Below are 18,696 nucleotides of genomic sequence, written 5' to 3'. Positions count from 1 at the left end.
TGGTATATAACTAAATAAATCAAGACCCCTCAATGGAAGCAATGAAACGATGGTAGGAAATAAGGCATCCCATGAAGCGTGATTATTCAAAATAAGGACAAAAGAATGGAGGAGTCATCATGGATCTGATCAATTGTAAAAAATGCGGCAGAGCTTTTGGCGACGACGGCAACGAATTTTGCTCAAGGTGTCGAGAGGATCCCGAAGCGGCCTATCGAAAAGTCAAGGATTACCTCTACGATCATCCGGGCGCTTCGGTGAATGATGTACATGAGGAAACCGGTGTCAGCGAACGCTTAATTCTACAGTTTTTACGGGAGGACCGGATCGAAATTCGGGAATCGGACAACACCTTCCTAGACTGTGAACGGTGCGGGGTATCCATTACCAGCGGACGATACTGCTCTGCATGCGCCGATGCCATCAAAAAAGGGTTCCAAAAAGCCCTGACCCCGAAGGAGAAGGAAGAAAAGAAAGCCAAGGAAGCAGTAAAAAACAACCGGATGTTTGCCGCCGAGCGCCATAAGAAAAACTAGGCGAGGCTAAGAGTCGAGGCTATGAATCGAGAAGTAAAAACTTCTTAAAAATTATCAAATAAACTAAAGAAGCACCAACACTCTACCGATAGTAGTAGTAAGAACGTAAAATTCGGGAAAGTGGAGGTGTTTTTTTCATGAAAATACACAATAATCCCAACGTCATGAAAGCCTTAAAACTATATGATAATCAAAAGACCGATAAAACCCAAAAGAGCGAAAAAGTAACCCAGAAAAAAGATCAACTGGAACTTTCGGAAAAAGCCCGGGACTTTCAAGTAGCCATGAAAGCCTTTCAAAAGCTTCCCGACATTCGAGAAGATAAGGTTACCAAGTATCAAGAACAAATCCGCTCCGGTTCCTATGAAGTTTCCGGCAAGGAAGTGTTGGATAAAATGATCCGGCAGGGAAAAATCGATCAAAAAATCTAAATCCATTTTGAGGTGAATAACGTTGGCAAAGTCCTTAGAACAGTTAAAAGCGAGTTTGATAAAAGAAAAGGAAATGTACGATGGGGTCCTAAAGCTTTCCAAGGAAAAACAGGACCTCATTGTTAAGGGAAAGGTAAAGGAAATTGAAGCGCTGACCCAAAAAGAGCAGGTGTTTATTAAGCATATGGGCACCTTCGAAAAAATCCGCCGGTCGATCTTCACCAACGCCTCCAAGGAGCTAAACATTCGGGAAGTGGATAACGTCTCGGAACTCCTGTTATTTATCGATGAGGAAGAAGGAAAGGAAATCGACGGCCTTCGGGATGAGATTTTAGACACCATAAAAGCGCTGAAGGAAGTCAACGAGGAAAACGAATCCCTGATCAAAAAGAGTTTGGAGTACATCGATTTTAATAAAGAGCTGATTGCCTCCATTCAACAGGAAGGGCCCCAAAACAACGACTACACCGAAAAGGCCTCGGAGCGAAGCAAATCCAATAAAAGCATACTGGATATGAAAATTTAAGAAAGCGAGGAATCACCATGCGATCAACCTTTCTAGGATTTAACGCGGCCCGGTCGGGACTTTTTTCTTCCCAACGGGCTTTAGATATTACCGGACATAACATCGCCAATGCCAATACCGAAGGCTACTCTAGGCAACGACTGGAGCAAAGCTCCAGCATTTCCATGAAACTGCAGGGGGGCCAGGGGATGCTGGGTACCGGGGTGGACACCAAGGAAATCCAGCAAATCCGAAACGAATTCATCGACCATCAGCTCCGTCAGGAAAACACGGATCTCGGTTACTGGGGGGCCCGAGCCGAAGGCCTGGAGATGCTGGAGATGATCCTAAACGAGCCCTCGGATACGGGGATTACCGAGGTGATGGACGACTTTTTCTACGCCGTGGATACCCTGGCGAAAAATCCCGGGGACAGCGACATCACCGTACGGGCCCAGGTCCGGGAAGAGGCCATTGCCTTTACCAAGACTCTGAATCATCTGTACAGTCAAATGGAGCAAAACGTCCGGAATACCGATGATGAAATCAACAACACGGTAACGGAGATCAATGATTTGACCAAAGGAATTTCACGGCTCAACAAACAGATCTATACCCTGGAATCCGACGGATCCAATGCCAATGACCTTCGAGACGATCGAAACGTAATGCTGGATGAACTGTCGAAACTGGCGGATGTCCGGGTGTCTGAGTACACCGAAAAGATCGTGGGCAGCGAAGAGGGTGCGGGAAAGAAAATGATGATCGAGATCAACGGACGCCCCTTAGTGGACCACGATACAGCCTATGCCATTGAAACCGAAGAGACCTACTCCGATATTTACGATGGCGATAATCCCGAGGCGGAAATTCCCATTACCCAACTGACCTGGGCGGGAAGAGAAGAGCTGACCGGGGATTTGGGCGGGGAGCTGCAAGCCCTAGTGGACCTACGGGATGGGGACAGCGCCGGAGAGAAGGGCTATCCCTACTATATGAAAGAACTGAACACCTTCGCCCAAACCTTCGCCAAGGAAGTTAATGAACTACATAGCCGGGGGTACGGACTGGGAAGTGATGTGTTAGAGGATGAGAACGGCAATCCCGTTCAAGAGGACGGCGCCGGTTATTTAATGTTTACCCGGGATAATGAAAATTCCATTGATCTCTATGAGGACGGAGAAGTCAACTACAAAGAAATTAACGCCCGAAACATCAGCATATCCGCCGATGTGGACGAGGACTTAAACCGCATCGCCACCTCTCTCGACGGCAGTCAGGGGGACGCCTCCATCGCCGAGCAGATCGGACAGATGCGAAACGACCGAACAATGTTTCAGGAGGGAAAACCCGAGGACTTTATGAAAGCCCTGATCGGAAACCTGGGTGTGGACGCCAAGGAAGCCAATCGAAACCGGGACAATCAGGAAGGCCTGGTGGGCATGCTGGATTATAAACGGGAATCCATTATGGGGGTTTCCATGGATGAGGAAATGTCCAATATGATTAAATTTCAACACGCCTACAACGCCTCGGCGAGAATGATGACCACTATGGACGAAATGTTGGACGTGGTCATAAATAGACTGGGCACCGTAGGAAGATAGGAGGGAAACCATGCGTATAACCAATAATATGATGATCAACAATATGAATCGAAACCTGAACCGAAATCTGATGAACATGGATCAGCGACAAAACCAAATCGCCACAGGGAAACGAATTCACCGACCCTCCGACGATCCCATCGGCACCACCCGGATCATGCAGTTAAAATCTCATACCCGGCAGTTGGACCAAAACCACTCCGCCGCCGAGGACGCCCTATCCTGGATGAACACCACGGAGTCCGTGGCCAACCAATACGTAGACGCCCTACAGCGTTCAAGAGAGCTGACGGTACAGGCGGCCAACGGATCCTTAACCCAGTCGGAGACCAAGAAAATTCAACAGGAAATCAGTGAAATCAAAGAGCATATCATCGGCCTCGGAAATACCAGCCACGGGGGAAAACATATTTTCTCAGGAAAAGAGATTGACAAGCACCTGTTAAATGATGACGGGTCCTATAACGATGCCGTTCATCAAAAACTCCTGGAGGATTCGGGACTGATTGATGATCAAATCAAGTACGCCATCGGGATGAATGAGACGATTCCCATTAACCTCACCGGGCTGGAGATGTTTGAGGATCAGGGAGCCTTGACGGAGTGGTCGGAGACCATGAGTTTGCCGGAGGAATTAGGAGAAGGTAATGCATCGACCGTAGAATTAATGGGAATGACACTCAATATTGAGGTCACTGAGGCGAATTTTATAGATGGAGAGGGGAACACTTTACAGGATGATGCTGGTAATGAAATAAGATACAAAGGGGGATCTTTTGTTGATGAAGACGGCGAAGATTTTACCCCAATAGTTAATGGTGAAGAAATATCGGATACAAGTGATTTATCGGAAGACGCAGAACAAACTCCTGTTTCGTTTACAAGCACTTTAGGTTATCGATCGTTAGATGAAGATGGTGAGGAACAGTATACTGTTTTTGATATTCCGGACTTGGATTTAGAGGATCTATCAAAAGGCGAGACCTTTGGTGCGATGGAGGATATTCAAGGGATCATTCAACTTGTAACAAACCCTGCCCCAAGTGAAATGTCCGAGGAGGATGCTGAAGAACATAATGACCGCCTTCAAGATATGAACCAAGCCTTCATCCAACAGCAAATGCTTAAGGCAAATCCCGGCGCCGAAGAGGATATCAATCCTGAAAACATTGAAAACTTCCTAAACGGTAACGAAAACTCCTTTCTATACGAAGGGAAACGCATTTACCGATTGGAAAACTTTAATTTTGAAACCACCGGGGTAAGCAGCGACAACCTACAGGAGAATAAAGAAACGGGCTACCAAAAGAAAATCGCTTTTTCCGCTAGTCCGAAAAAGCCCGGGGTGATGCAGATGCTGGACCGGGTAGAGAAAAATTTGTTAGAGGGGAATCAGGAAGCCCTCAGTGAAGATTTGGATGACTTTGATCGCTTCTTGGATGTGGCCTTAACCGCAAGGTCCACCCTAGGGGCACGGGTAAACCGGGGGACCTTGGTACGGGACCGTATCGAGACGGATACCATCAATTTCCGGGAACAGCTCTCCAATGTGGAGGACGTGGATATGGCGGAGACCATCACCAAGCTAATGAACGAAGAAAACGTATACCGAGCCTCCCTTTCTGTGGGGGCAAGGATTGTTCAGCCAACACTAATCGACTTTTTGAGGTAACTCAAAAAGTCTTTTTTCTAAGAGGGTGAAAACATGAGTCTAACCATTGATTTTAAACTATCCCAAATCGGGATCAACTCCGAAATCGGAAATTTTAATATTCAAAACCCCAGCCCACGAGTGGACATCCAAAGCCGTCAGCCGAGGTTGGAGTTGGATATTCAACAGCCCAGCGTGGTATTAGATCAAAGCGCCCCCAAGGAAGAAATCGGCGTCAAAAACCCCATGGGCCTTGCCTATGAATACGCCGGGAAAGGACGGCAAGCTGCCGCTCGGGGAACCGCCCGGATTGTCCGGGAAGGGGAGCAGCTTCGGGACCATCATAAAGGGGGCTCCGTGGAACAAATCGCCAAGGGAAAGAAGTTTAATAAGGAGCGGGGCTACAATGTGGAACTGATGCCAAAATCCATGGTCAAGGTGGACCTACACCGGGGGCGGACCGATGTGAATCTGCAAGCGGGGGAGGTAACGGTTTCCGCCAATAACCAGCCCCTAAATATGCAGTTTCAGCGGGGGAACCACCAAACCTATCTGCTGGAAAAAGGCTACTTCGAAGTCAACTACACCGGAGCGCGACTGAATCGTTTGATAGGCTAAGGCAGTAAAGAAACTGAAGTCCTGAGATGAGCGCCGAAATAGCATGTTTAATTACCAGAAATAAGGGATATAAAATAGAAAGTATGAAAACTAAGGAGGTAGACCATGAAGCTAGAAACCAAGCACTTTGGAACCATTGAAGTAGATGAGGAAAACATCATCACCTTTCCCGACGGCATCCCCGGTTTTGAAGAGGAAACGGAGTTTACCATCATTCAAAATCCTGACGAGAACTTACCCTTTCACTGGCTGCAGGCGGTAAAGAAGGGGGAGTTGGCCTTTGTGATTATGAACCCCTTTATTTTTCGACCGGACTACGACATTCACTTACCGAAGGGGGCTTTGGAGAAACTGAACATCGAGGATAAAGAGCAGATTTCCCTTTGGACCATCGTCCGGGTACCGGAAAAGGTGGAGGAGATGACCGCCAACCTTTCGGCGCCGATTGTGATCAACAACGAGGAAAAACTGGGAAAGCAGGTGGCCCTGGAGAACAGCCCCTACGGAAAGCGCCATCAAGTGCTTAAGGAGTTAAGGGAAAGTCAAAATAACGCCCAAGCATCCCCCAAAGAAGCATCCGAAGGAGGGGTATAATGTTAATTCTTACAAGAAAGCTGGATGAAAGCATTATGCTGGGAAAGGATATAGAAATTAAGGTCCTGGGCATTGAGGACGGCAAAGTGAAACTCGGCATCGACGCTCCCAGAGACGTAGACATTTTCCGTAAGGAAATTTACATGGAAATTGAGGCCGAGAACAAAGAGGCCGCCAGTGATGGGAAGGACTTAGAAAGTCTGAAGGATCTGTTTAAAAAGTAAAACAGGGGATCATTGAAGAAGCTACATCAGCAACATAGTAAAAAACTACGAAAAAAATTAGCATTACCCCTAAAGTCCCTAGGGATTATACCGATAATTATTAATAAGCAAGGAAAAACCTCTTACCCAACCGATGGCCACGGGGTGGAAGAGTTCATTTCTTAAAGCATTACGTCTAGACGGAAAACACAAAGTACTTAAGGAAGAAACAAAAAGTAACATCCCTGTATCACCTACCCAAGGGTATAGGTTCGGCATCAATCTTTTACCGGTAAAACCCTACAAGGGGCGGGAGCCTAAACATCCAAGCAAATTGGCAAGGATGCCAAAAACAAAAATTTCAAGGAGGAATTACAAATGAGAATTAATAACAATCTAATGGCAATGAACACCCATCGTCAGTTGGGTAATGCACAACAAGCAGGTGCTAACTCAATGGAAAAACTATCTTCCGGTATGCGAATCAACCGAGCGGGAGACGACGCAGCGGGACTTTCTATCAGTGAAAAGATGAGAGGACAAATTCGAGGACTTAACCAAGCTTCTAGAAACTCTCAAGATGGTATTTCTATGATTCAAACCGCTGAGGGTGCACTTGACGAAACCCATAATATTCTACAACGTATGCGTGAATTAACAGTGCAAGCTGGTAATGAGACAAATGCAGAGGCTGATTTAGAAGCTATCCAGAATGAAATAAATGAACTAACAGAAGAGATAGATGGTATCGCGGCACGTACTGAATTCAACGGCAAAAATTTGATGGATGGAACTTTTGCTCCAGTGGGTGGCTTTGATAGTGAAGGAGATAATATCGGAGAGGATGACGCTGAATCAGTGATTCTGCAAATTGGTGCAAATGGAGATCAGAACTTAGCAATAAATATTGGGAATATGAGCACTGAAGCACTGGGAACGTTAAATGACGGTGATGATGACCTTGAACTTTCAATTGATGATATTAAAGTAACAGATGGTGATTTCCGTGCATTTGAAGATGATGGTGATCCTAAAGCGATGCATTTTGATAACCAACTAGAAGCAATTGATAATGCAATTGGACAAGTATCTTCTCAACGATCCGAACTTGGAGCCAACCAAAATCGACTAGAGCACACAATTTCAAACTTAGATAACGCTGGAGAGAACTTACAAGCAGCAGAATCTCGAATCAGAGACGTAGATATGGCCCAAGAAATGATGGAAATGACCAAGCAAAACATTCTACAACAAGCTTCTAATGCGATGTTGGCTCAAGCGAATAACGCCCCTCAGTCTATACTTCAATTACTAGGGTAGCATTATTTGAAGGGTCCCTTAAGGGGTAACTCTTAAGTGATATCGGGTGAATTGCTGGAACTTCCTAAAGCTATGCTTCCTACAACGGAATTCGAAAGAATAAACGTGACAGGTCAAAAAAAGTGTGGATTGGATAATCAGCAGCCAAGCTCCTGTACCGAAAGGTTGGAGAAGGTTCAACGACTAGGATATACGACCGTAAGGCAAAGAGGAATACTATATTTTGCTAGGTTATGAAATCCATAGGATCAGAGGTGGTCCGAAGTGCCCGACAAGCGGTGAATTATTCATCGGTTGAAGATATAGTCTGGCAAGTAGTGAAAGCTATTTGATGGTCCGCAAGCAAACCAAGCACCTCAATCAGTACTTCAATTATTAGGTTAATTAAAAACATCAGTCTTTTAAACGGATTAGCTTATACATCCTAGGTTAAGTTAATTGTGAAAAAGCTAAAAAAGGGTCAGGGGATTATTTCCTCTGGCTCTTTTAAATATGATGACCATTAATAAAAGAATAAGCAAACTAATTCATCTAGACCTATATGCACTTCGTCCTTAGAATTTTTTTGAGGCTGAATGCTTTTAAAAGGGCATACCTTTTTTTATTGGGTTTGTGGGTCAATAAACGGAAAGAGAAAGTAAGCGACAGCTTAGTCTTGATGTTAATGCTTTTTAATCGGTATCCAGTCGGTATATTTAGCGTATTATGATTGAATATTTAATACATAGTAACATATAAGAGATCAGACCTCATTTTCCTGATATACACTTACAGAATTTGTATCAGAAACTGATTTAATATTGGAATGTGCATTAAAAAGTTTAGAATCTACATAATAAATTTATTAGGGGTGAAAAAATGGAAAGAGAAAGAAAAATTAAAGATGGCATTTTGAAATTTATTCATCAAGGAAACATAAAGGAAGCCGAAAAAATACTTCGAAAATATGAGGAAGCACAACAAGATGATCCGGATATTTTCAATCTTAAAAGTATGATTAAGGTTGGGCAAGGAGAACAGGATAAGGCGGAAAAAATACTGTTGGAAGGTATAGAATTACATCCTGGTAACTTTGATATGGTTATGAACCTTGCTTTTTTAGTAGAGGGACAAGATAGATCCTTGTACGCATTAGATCTCTACACAAAAGCCTACTATTTAACCGGGAATAATAAAGAAAAGAATGAGGCGGAAACTGCAATTAAAAGCCTGAAAGATCTACTCAACGCACGTGTAAAGGCGTTTGAAAATAAAGAAGACGAGCCAGTAAACAAGTATCCCGTTGGAAAAGAGGCAACAAAAGACTCTTTGGTTCTGGATGTGGAGATTGATAAATGCGTAGATTTTTATAATTTCAACTATGGTAAAAAAGGATGGAACCCCTATATAGAAACGATCAGAGAAAGGATCGAAAATCCGGAATCAAAATATATAGGATCAGCCCTATACAATTTTTTCAGATTATTTCGACCAAAGAATTTACAAGAAGTGCTCTTTGGAGAAATAAGGAAAAATTTAGAACCGATAGCTCACTCTTGGATTAGTATGCCCTGGGGGGATTATGCATTTTCTAAAAGATATAATCAGATAAAAGTAAGGGAATATCCTTTCTTTGGCCTCTGTACCGATAAGGTCGGAGATGTAACGAGAGAGGGTTTGTGGAATCACTATAAACTAGTACAGGAAATAGGGTATCATCCTGAGACATTCAGCAATGATTATATCAAAGGCTACTTGCTTAAATCAAAAGAAGATTATCGTTTTGTCGTATGCGAAGGACATCACCGGGTAGCGGCACTTGCTGTGGGAGGATATAAAAAAATACGTTGTCACTTGTTGAATGAGAAAAATGCACCAAAAGTTGTGGATATTAAAGACATTAATAAGTGGGGAATGGTCAAGAGTAAAAAGTATACTCGGGAAGTGGCAAAGCAGGTATTCACCTCGTTTTTTACTAATAATGGTAGGGAAAGAGCCATAGAAGCAGATTTATTATGTGACAACCTAGATCCAGAAAAAGAAGAAGCATTTAAAAAGCTTGGTGTTAATCTTAAAGATCGTCTTAATGTAAAGTTTTATAATGCAGGGTTACTAAATAAAACAGATGAGGCTTTTGTTAATGGTGTTAAGGAATACTGGCAAAAACATTACAATAGAAAGATTGATCCTGGATTCCATCTAGCTTATATGAATCTTACGGGGAAGAAAGAACCTAGGTTAATTCCTCATAGGATAATGAGAGGAGAAATTATACCACTTTCAAACCATAAAGGAATGGAAAGCATTGGTTACAGAGATAAAAACATCTATGATAAATTGATACCCACATCCCGGTCCCCTAAAAATGTATTAAAAAGGGTTTGTAGCAAATACTTTGATGCTAGCAATAATTGCCTTGACCAAGAAGAAGCTTATAAAATAGTAACAGCTTCTAAGAAAGATTTGATCATAAAGCCTAGTACTACTAACGATGGAATAGGGATAGCCAAACTAGTGATTCAAGGTGGACATATATATCTTGGAGGGAAAATCGTAAAAATGGCAGAGATTGAAAAGGAATGGGGATCCGATTTTATTATTCAAGAAGTAGTTGAACAGCATTCAGTAATGGCGAAACCCCACCCAGCTTCTGTGAATACATTGAGAATGGTAACCTATCGATGGAAACATGAAATAAAAAATCTTTTAACAGTTGCTCGATTTGGAGCAGGAAATGATATAAAGGATAATGATGCTTCTGGGGCAGTGAGTTGTGGTATTAGTAATTCTGGGGAGTTTTTAAATTACGCTATGGATAAAAAAGCTAATGTTTATACCCATCATCCAACAACAAATTACTGTTTTGCTGACCATGCAAAAGTACCTAATTATGAACAATTTAAAAAGTTTGTTAGGGATCTACATAAAGAGGTCCTTCATCATGATTATATTTGTTGGGATATCGTTGTTGGCGTAGATGGTCAACCAATTTTTCTTGAACTAAACTTTTGGGGGAATTTATGGGCGTATCAGATGAGGTCTGAAACACCTTTTTTTGGAGAATTTACAGAAGAATTACTGGAATACATGAAAAATAAGAAAGAAAATATAAATAATTAAGAAATACGTTTTTGGAAATATAACAGAAGACGTACTTGAACATGTGAAAAACCAGCGAGAAAAGGATGATCATAGAATTTTCACCCTTTGACATTGTATCACTCCTTTGATTTTTTTACTTCCGATTTTTTTAGGCAGTTAATTATGCTAAAGTTTTGCCAAAGTGCAATAGGAAATTTGGAAAACTCGAACTGCTTCGGAAACCGAAACATTGCTAAGGCCAGTGTGCAAAACACCATGACGCCTTAGAAAAAATGGTAGCCACTAGGATTCCCAGATTTCTTATGGAACTGAGGGAAGAACCGGGACCAAAAGTTTTTCGATTATTATGGCCGACTCCGGAAGGAAGGTGGTGGAGTTTCCGCCAAAGGCCGCTATGGAAATTGCAGAGGGATCATGGTTGACTCCCGAGGTTTTTGCTAGATAAAACTTAAGGCTCTGTTACAAATCCCTTCCTCGGGGTAAATATCAATTAAATATAAAAAATACTATTGATTGAATAAATCGAAGGAGGAGTTTACCATGAAAAAAAGAAGGATCATTGTTTTATTATTGGTACTAATGATGGTATTGGTATTATCTGCTTGCGGAAATGGTGATAACGGTGGGTATGGATATGAGAACGGAGAAGAAAACGGTGCAGAAGAAAACGGTGCAGAAGAACCCGGTGAGGATGAAGCTGTGGAGGATGAGGCCGCGGAAGAAGACCTTCCAGTGATGACCCTGGAAGAGCTGTCGGATAATGACGGTCGGGACGGCGCTAATGCCTATGTTTTGGTAGAGGGCATCGTGTACGATGTTACGGATTCCCCTCGATGGGAGGGAGGAAATCATAACGGCAACCAGGCGGGTCAAGACTTAACTGATGAGATATTGGGTGACTCTCCCCATGGTAGAAGTGTGCTGGATCGTTTTGAAGCCATCGGAAGAATTGAAGAGTAGTTATTAGTTGCAGTTAGGAAAAAGGCCTCTGAAAAGGGGTTTTTTTTATGGGAAAGTGTCCTAAACGTGAAGGAATTTCTTCGAAAAGCTAAAGATTTTGTCGGATAGTGTCGATAATAATTGATAACATTTAAGACCTGATTGGATTCCCTTTCAAAGGCAAATGTGCTAGACGTTTCATTGCTTGGAGTTATGGAAAGTGATAAAATGGAAAACTGCAAAAGGTTCCTTGAAATCAGCCGGTATAAAACACAATAAGCCCCGGGGCGAAGGCAGAAAGGTCGTAGATACTTTGAAAAAACAATGGGTAAAGGATTACCATGCATTTAAGATGATGCTAGAAGGAGCCAAGGATGGCTTATGGTTTTGGGATTTGAAAAAAGATATTTACCAGGTGACGTTTCAGGATATGGAAATCATCCCTAAGGAAATCAAGCTGGGGGAGGAGTCTGTGGACAGTTGGAAGGATTTAATACATCCCGAGGACATTGCCTTGGTAAATGAAAATATTGAAAGCTTTTTAAAACACGGCGAGGGGATTTATGAGAACACCTTCCGGATAAAGGGAAAGAATGATAAATACCACTGGATTTACAGCCGGGGGGTGGGAAAAACCGACGAAGAGGGGAACATTATCCAACTGGCAGGATCCCATACGGATATCACCCAGCAGGTGGAGCTGAATGATAAGCTCTTTAAAATGGCTTATTACGATGCCTTAACAGAACTCCCCAATGGACAGAAGGCGAGAAACCATTTTACCGACATCATAAACGGCTACGAAAGTTGGGAGGAAACCTCCCTTGCATTTATCTATGTGGATATCGATCATTTCAGCTACATTAACAACACCCGAGGCTATGAAGAGGGCAATCAAGTGCTTCGGGAGATGGCGGATTTTCTTCGGGTAGTGCTGGGGTCTAAAGTATTTGTAGCCCGGGTCAGTGCCGATGAATTTGTTATCATTCTGGAAAATTACTGGAATGAGGCTGTTCTTCGGGAAAAAATTCAAAGGTATATTAAAACCTTCGGAAAGACCAAGTTCGGAAGAGCAAAGGATCTGTCCCTGACCTGCACGGTGGGGGTGGCCATTTATCCGAAGAATGGTATGGATTATGATTCCTTAATTCAGCGGGCCAACATTGCCCTTTATAGTGCGAAGAAAAACGGCAAAAATCAATGCATGTTTTATAAGGAAGAGATGAGCGAAAAGGCTTACCGCTTGATTGATCAGATGCAGCAGATCAAAAAAGGGATTGAGAACGAGGAGTTTCATATGGTCTATCAGCCCATTGTGGAGGTTCCTCAGGGTATGATTCAAGGCCTAGAGGCCCTCATTCGATGGAACCATCCCTTTCGGGGCTTTGTGTCCCCGGGAGAGTTCATTCCTGTGGCCGAGGAGTCAAAGCAAATTGTGGCTATTGAACGCTGGATATTAGAGGAGGTCCACCGGCAATGCGCTCAGTGGAAAAAGGAAGAAGTGATGCCGGAGTTTATCTCCATTAACCTTTCTGGACGGGGATTGATCGAAATCAACCTGATTGAGACCCTGAGGGATTTGGGTCGGCGCTACGAAATTTTCCCCGAGGAAATCGAGTTAGAAATCACGGAAACCGCGGTGATGAACTGCATGAATCGGGCGGTGGAAGTGTTAGAGCAACTAAAAGCCCTCGGATATCGCCTGGCCTTAGACGATTTCGGCACCGGCTACTCCTCCCTAAACTATCTGAATCAGCTTCCCTTTGATCGGGTAAAGCTAGACCGAAGTTTTATCAACGACATCGACTGCAGCGAACGGCAGCAGTTTATCGTAAAGGCCATCATCACCCTCTGCCATAACCTGGAAACCGAGGTTATCGCCGAAGGGGTGGAACGGGAAACCCAGCAGGTGATCCTCGAAAAAATGCATTGCAACTACATCCAGGGCTACCTCCACGGCCGTCCAGAGAAAAGCATAAGGGGACGGAGGTATTTGAGTCACACCTCATTGTCTACAACCCAGTAATGGAGTGGATTTCTACTAAAATAGGGAAAGGCCGAATTAGCGTAGTATTTCCCACTGTCAAGAATTATAACAGATAGCAAGTATTTGTATTGACTGGATAAACCCGGTGTATGTAATGACTGCATAGTATCGCTCCATGTATTTACTATATAAACCCGTTGCATGCATTAGCTATGGAACCCTAAGTATTAATTAACTGGATAAACCCGGTGCCTATAATAGGGTAGCCGCCTAGCCTATACCCGGAAGATAAACGAAGGGCAAATAATTCAGAAAGCAGGTGTGTTGATGGACCCACGAATTGAAAACTTTAACAACGAAGAAATCGCCGTATTGAACCATGTATTAGAACTGCTATCCACCATGGAGCAGGGAATGGACTACACCCGGGAAAAGCTACAGAAAGGACAGTCGGAGGCCTGCATCGGGATGCTCGGAAACGTAATCGAAGCCTTTGAAGGGGTGGAGGAATCCATCCTGCCCCTGTTGAATAAGCTGGAAGCCCCGGGATATATGAAAAAGCATGACCGCCTGAAAGAAGCCTTCGCTGAAATGGTGGAGGAGTATGAAAACAACCAAGGCGCTGAGGCCCATGCATTGATGGAGGATTCTTTATATCCTGCCTTTATCCAGTGGAAAGAGGAGCTGGAAGAAAATCTGCGACCCCTGACTGCCTCCTAAGGGCGGCGGCCAGGGCTTGTTGAAAGCTACTTTTGCAGATCGTTGAAACTTAGCCCGACATCGTTAAAACTTAGTCAAATCAAAGGATGGATGGGTATTGTTAAAATATCTTAACATTGCATAAACTCCTTTACTTAATAATACCCCTGTGATACTATTGTTTTAGTGCAGAAAAACCCATACATACCTATAGTTATGACAGGAGATCCGGAGTGTCAACTATATTAACACACAGCGAGCTTTGCTTCTGGTGTTTTATAGTTGATGTTTTTTTGCGCGAATTAAAGGATTTATTCAAATTATAAGGAGGAAAGATAATGAAAAAACGGAACAAGAAAGTTTTGGCAGGAATTGTAGTAATGATCGTTGCAATGCTAGCTTTTGTAGGGTGTGGCGACGATGAAACCGCCGAGGCGGAAGATTTTGAACTGACCTTACGACTGAGTCACGTATTTTCCCCGGAAGAACAGTTAACGAAATCCATGGATTTAGTAGCGGACCGAATTCGGGAGGAAACCGATGGAGCCATTGACATCCAAACCTTCCCTCAAGGTCAAATTGCGGTGTACAAAGACGGCGTTGAGCAGGTGGTTCGTGGAGCGGACTTTATTTCCGTAGAGGACCCTTCCTACATCGGAGATTATGTACCGGACTTTACCGCTATGGTAGGGCCTATGCTTTATAACTCCTATGATGAGTATGTGCAGATGACGGATACCGAACTGGTAGCGGATATGAAGGAAAAAGCGGAGGAAGAGGGCATTAAAATTCTTTCCTTGGACTATGTATTCGGATTTAGAAACGTTATTACCGACGAAGTAATTGAAACCCCGGAAGACTTGGAAGGACTTCGAATTCGAGTGCCGGGAAGTCAACTGTTCGTAGATACCTTAAACGCCATGGGGGCGATTGCAGATCCTCTGCCTTGGGGAGAGACCATCTCTGCTATGCAGCAAGGGGTTGTAGACGGTATTGAAGGATCGGAATTTACCAATATCGGAAACAGCATTTACGAAGTGAAACAAAACGTGGCCTTAACCCGACACTTTTTAGGTGCCGCCGGCGTATACATCTCTACAGATGTGTGGGACAGCATTCCTGAAGAATACCAGGTAATTATTCAAGAGGAATTTGATTACGGTGCGGTTGAAATGGTGGAGATCCTTGAAAATGAGCACGCGGATGTGGTAGCGGAGCTTGAGGGTCATGGTGTGGAGTTTAATGAAGTGGATACGGAAGCCTTTGTAGAGGCGACGGCTCATATCTACGATGAGTTTCCGGGACTTACACCGGGAATCTTTGATATGCTTCAAGAGGAATTAGAAGAGATTCGACAGGGTAACTAAAGAATCCGAGGTAATGGAGGATTGAAAGACAAGTGGGAATTGTGTATGCGGTCTTGAAACAGTTCCCGCTTTATCTTTTTTAAGGAGTGGTGAAGAGCTTGAAAAAGTTTATTAGAAATTTTGAAGAAATTGTAAGCGGAACCTTTATTAGTATTACCATTTTAATCGTTATTTCGAGAGTGATTATGCGGTACTTTTTTAACACCGGATTTTACTGGGCGGAGGAAGTGGCTACATATAGTTTTGTATGGAGTGTCTTTATCGGAGCCAGTGCCTGTTATAAACACAATATGCATATCGGGATCGATCTTTTAACCAAGGTGGCCCCGATGAAAGTTAAAAAATATGTTCGATCCTTTGTGAATCTTATGATGTTGATAATAAACGGGTACATTACCCTTTTATCCTTGACTTTCGTTCAGGAATCCTTCGGAAAGCCCACCCCGGTGCTGGGAATTTCTTCGGCCTATGTCAGCAGTGCGGTATTAGTAGGCTTTGGGCTTATGACCATCCATTCCCTTATATTTTTGGTATCGAATATCAAGATGGTGATGAAGAAGGAGGAAGTTAGCAAAGACTTGGAGCAAATAGAGAGTGTTGATCTGAAATGAAGACTCCCACAACTTACACCACTTAATTTTTCGAATTTCGAAGTGGGGTTTTGAGGAGGGAGTCCTCTTGGCTAGTATAATAGACCTTTAGGTAGGAGTGATTATAGAAATGTCTTATTTACCAGTGGCAGTAGTTTTTTTATTATACTTTACCGGCATACCCATTGCCTTCGCATTACTGGCTGCGGCGCTTAGCTACTTTGTGTTTATGAACACAGGGAGTCCGCCGGATCTGATTTTACAGAACTTTATCACCAGCACGGCTTCCTTTCCCCTGTTGGCCATTCCCTTTTTCATTATGGCGGGAACGATTATGAATTACTCGGGGATCAGTTCCAAACTGATGAAGATGGCGGATGTGTTAACCGGTCATCTTACCGGAGGCTTGGCCCAGGTAAACGTGGTACTCTCCACCTTAATGGGAGGAATTTCCGGATCCGCCAATGCGGATGCGGCCATGCAGTCAAAGATTATGGTGCCGGAAATGGAGAAAAGAGGTTTTAGCCGGTCTTTTTCCGCGGCGATCACCGCAGCTTCTTCCTCCATCGCACCGGTGATTCCCCCGGGAATCAACCTGATTATTTATGCTCTGATTGCCAATGTAAGTGTGGGTAGAATGTTTGTTGCGGGCTACGTTCCCGCGCTGATTATGATGGCAGCATTAATGCTCACCGTTGGCATTATATCGAAACGAAGAAATTATAAACCCTCCCGGGCAAAGCGGGCAACCCTCCTAGAGATTTTAAAGCAGTTCGTGGAATCGATCTGGGCCTTGTTTTTGCCCTTCGGAATCATTGCAGGGCTTCGAATCGGCATGTTCACCCCCACAGAAGCCGGAGCCATTGCGGTGCTTTTCTGTACTTTGGTGGGCTTTTTCATCTATAAGGAGTTGAAAATCAAGCATTTTCCCCAAATCATTAAGGACACCGTGTATGGAACCAGTTCCGTAATGCTGATTATTGTAGCGGCTTCGGTCTTCGGTTATTATATGAGTTGGGAGCAAATTCCCCAGGCCATATCTTCCGGTCTCTTAGATATTACCCAGAACAAAATTTTGATGCTGATGGTTATTAATGTGTTGCTGCTCTTCCTGGGAATGTTCCTGGAAGGGGGCGCCGCCTTAATTATCTTAGCGCCGTTATTGGTACCCGTCGTGGTGCCCATGGGCGTAGATCCCATTCACTTTGGGGTTATCGTCATCGTAAATATTATGATCGGCGGGATCACCCCTCCCTTCGGGTCCATGATGTTTACCACCTGTAGCATAACCAACATTCCTTTGCTGGATTTTATAAGGGAAATTTACCCCTTTATTATTGCTTTGATCATCGCTTTGATTATTGTGACCTACTGGCCGGGGCTGATAATGTTCTTGCCAAACCTGGTTTACTAAGGGGACGGTAGTGTGAAAAAATTAGTGCAAAACAATAAAGCAAAATGGCAATGCTAAATAGTAACGCACACTAACAATGCAAAATAGTGACGCAAAATAGTAGGGCAAAATAGTGACGCAAAATAGTAGAGCAAAATAGTAGGGCAAAATAGTAAGGCAAAATAGCAGTGCAAAATAACAATGCAAATTGACAATGCAAAATAGTAGGGCAAACTAACAATGTAAAATAGTGACGCAAACAATAGTATAAAGTCGTAGTAACAAGCTACAGTGTAATACAAGTATGCAAAAACGGTATGGAAATACTAATGATCGCAACAGAGAGGATGGATACTGTGATAATTATCGGGCATCGAGGCGCCGCGGGTTATGCCCCGGAAAACACCCTGGCCTCTATGGATCTTGCCTATCGGCAGGGATGTGATGGAATTGAATTTGATGTGCAGCTAACGAAGGACCGGGAGGTTGTGGTAATCCATGACTGGACCGTTGACCGGACTACCAGCGGAACCGGAGAGGTAAAGAACCTTACGTTGCAGGAGATTAAAGAGCTTGATGCAGGAAACTGGTTCTCCCCGGAGTTTAAAGGGGAAACGGTCCCCACCCTGAAGGAGGTTTTCCGGCACTTTCCCAAGGACTTACTGCTGAACATGGAGATAAAAATTCAAGGCTATGATCATCGGCCGATAGAAAGGGAAGTGTTTCGGGTAATTGAGGATTGTAAGCGCAGGGAGAACACCCTGGTTTCCTCCTTTAACAATCTTCGTATCAAAAAGTTTATGGAGATCAGTGGCGGGATGGACTCGGCTATGATGTTCGAGGGATACCTTGCGGAACTCCCCGAAACAGAGTATGATGGAAAGCACATAAAGAGTTTTCATCCGTCCAAGGATTATATTGATAAAGACCTTGTGGCCGCCGCGAAAAAAAGGGGATTAGCGGTGTATTCCTGGACAGTAAATGACCTGAAACATGCTACGCGTCTACAGGCAATAGGGGTTGACGGAATTATCACCAATTATCCCTCGTATATGATTAGGCATCTGAAATAAAGAAGCCACAGGGGGCAGGATCCTCTGTGGTTTTTCGAAAAAGACCGAGGAAAGACTTCGATTAAAAAGTTGCGATGGGAAAGTCGCGCCAATTAAGTTTCA

Annotated in this window: 17 protein-coding genes; all 17 read left to right on the top strand. The window is 43.6% G+C overall.

Translation table 11 applies throughout. The features are described from left to right. Positions 1-119: 119 nt before the first annotated feature. The 17 genes from ISALK_RS07345 to ISALK_RS07265 all read left to right on the top strand — a co-directional run bounded on the left by ISALK_RS07345 (position 120) and on the right by ISALK_RS07265 (position 18,594). Positions 120-536, top strand: coding sequence for a TIGR03826 family flagellar region protein (locus ISALK_RS07345; RefSeq protein WP_160720732.1), 417 nt, complete (start codon positions 120-122; stop codon positions 534-536). Between the two features lie 137 nt (positions 537-673). Next, positions 674-967 carry a flagellar biosynthesis anti-sigma factor FlgM gene (flgM, locus tag ISALK_RS07340; RefSeq protein ID WP_160720730.1) on the top strand — a complete coding sequence of 98 codons (294 nt, stop codon included), beginning with the start codon at positions 674-676 and terminating at the stop codon, positions 965-967. Between the two features lie 22 nt (positions 968-989). Beyond that, on the top strand, positions 990-1,493 hold the full coding sequence (locus ISALK_RS07335; protein WP_160720728.1) for a flagellar protein FlgN: 504 nt from the start codon (positions 990-992) through the stop codon (positions 1,491-1,493). Positions 1,494-1,510: 17 nt separating this feature from the next. Then, a complete protein-coding gene (flgK, locus tag ISALK_RS07330) occupies positions 1,511-3,079 on the top strand; it encodes a flagellar hook-associated protein FlgK (protein ID WP_160720726.1) in 1,569 nt (522 codons plus the stop codon). A 10-nt stretch (positions 3,080-3,089) separates the two neighbouring features. Next, complete coding sequence (gene flgL, locus ISALK_RS07325; RefSeq protein WP_160720724.1) at positions 3,090-4,751, top strand: flagellar hook-associated protein FlgL; 1,662 nt, start codon at positions 3,090-3,092, stop codon at positions 4,749-4,751. A gap of 33 nt (positions 4,752-4,784) precedes the next feature. Then, the gene (locus tag ISALK_RS07320; protein WP_160720722.1) at positions 4,785-5,348 is read left to right on the top strand and encodes a DUF6470 family protein; all 564 of its coding nucleotides are present in this window, start codon (positions 4,785-4,787) and stop codon (positions 5,346-5,348) included. Between the two features lie 105 nt (positions 5,349-5,453). Beyond that, positions 5,454-5,942 (top strand): flagellar assembly protein FliW, encoded by a 489-nt coding sequence (fliW, locus tag ISALK_RS07315; protein WP_160720720.1) that lies wholly within the window; start codon positions 5,454-5,456, stop codon positions 5,940-5,942. Then, on the top strand, positions 5,942-6,166 hold the full coding sequence (gene csrA / locus ISALK_RS07310) for a carbon storage regulator CsrA (RefSeq protein ID WP_160720718.1): 225 nt from the start codon (positions 5,942-5,944) through the stop codon (positions 6,164-6,166). Before fliW ends, csrA begins: the two co-directional genes overlap by 1 nt. Positions 6,167-6,523: 357 nt before the next feature. After that, positions 6,524-7,465, top strand: a complete 942-nt coding sequence (gene hag / locus ISALK_RS07305; RefSeq protein WP_160720716.1) for a flagellin Hag — start codon at positions 6,524-6,526, stop codon at positions 7,463-7,465. Between the two features lie 858 nt (positions 7,466-8,323). After that, positions 8,324-10,564: a sugar-transfer associated ATP-grasp domain-containing protein gene (locus tag ISALK_RS07300; protein WP_160720714.1), complete on the top strand. Its 2,241-nt coding sequence runs from the start codon at positions 8,324-8,326 to the stop codon at positions 10,562-10,564. 522 nt (positions 10,565-11,086) lie between these two features. Continuing rightward, a complete protein-coding gene (locus tag ISALK_RS15055) occupies positions 11,087-11,506 on the top strand; it encodes a cytochrome b5 domain-containing protein (protein WP_236660313.1) in 420 nt (139 codons plus the stop codon). Between the two features lie 199 nt (positions 11,507-11,705). Beyond that, positions 11,706-13,511, top strand: a complete 1,806-nt coding sequence (locus ISALK_RS07290) for a bifunctional diguanylate cyclase/phosphodiesterase (RefSeq protein ID WP_160720712.1) — start codon at positions 11,706-11,708, stop codon at positions 13,509-13,511. A gap of 288 nt (positions 13,512-13,799) precedes the next feature. Further along, positions 13,800-14,192, top strand: coding sequence for a DUF8042 domain-containing protein (locus ISALK_RS07285; RefSeq protein WP_160720710.1), 393 nt, complete (start codon positions 13,800-13,802; stop codon positions 14,190-14,192). Between the two features lie 317 nt (positions 14,193-14,509). After that, positions 14,510-15,538, top strand: coding sequence for a C4-dicarboxylate TRAP transporter substrate-binding protein (locus tag ISALK_RS07280; RefSeq protein WP_245394411.1), 1,029 nt, complete (start codon positions 14,510-14,512; stop codon positions 15,536-15,538). 98 nt (positions 15,539-15,636) lie between these two features. Continuing rightward, a complete protein-coding gene (locus ISALK_RS07275) occupies positions 15,637-16,149 on the top strand; it encodes a TRAP transporter small permease (protein WP_236660312.1) in 513 nt (170 codons plus the stop codon). A 109-nt stretch (positions 16,150-16,258) separates the two neighbouring features. After that, positions 16,259-17,542: a TRAP transporter large permease gene (locus ISALK_RS07270; protein ID WP_160720708.1), complete on the top strand. Its 1,284-nt coding sequence runs from the start codon at positions 16,259-16,261 to the stop codon at positions 17,540-17,542. Between the two features lie 335 nt (positions 17,543-17,877). Then, a complete protein-coding gene (locus tag ISALK_RS07265) occupies positions 17,878-18,594 on the top strand; it encodes a glycerophosphodiester phosphodiesterase (RefSeq protein WP_160720706.1) in 717 nt (238 codons plus the stop codon). Positions 18,595-18,696: the final 102 nt, after the last annotated feature.

It is taken from the genome of Isachenkonia alkalipeptolytica (assembly GCF_009910325.1).
Taxonomy (GTDB): domain Bacteria; phylum Bacillota; class Clostridia; order Peptostreptococcales; family T1SED10-28; genus Isachenkonia; species Isachenkonia alkalipeptolytica.
This window is presented reverse-complemented; position numbering and strand designations above follow the sequence as displayed.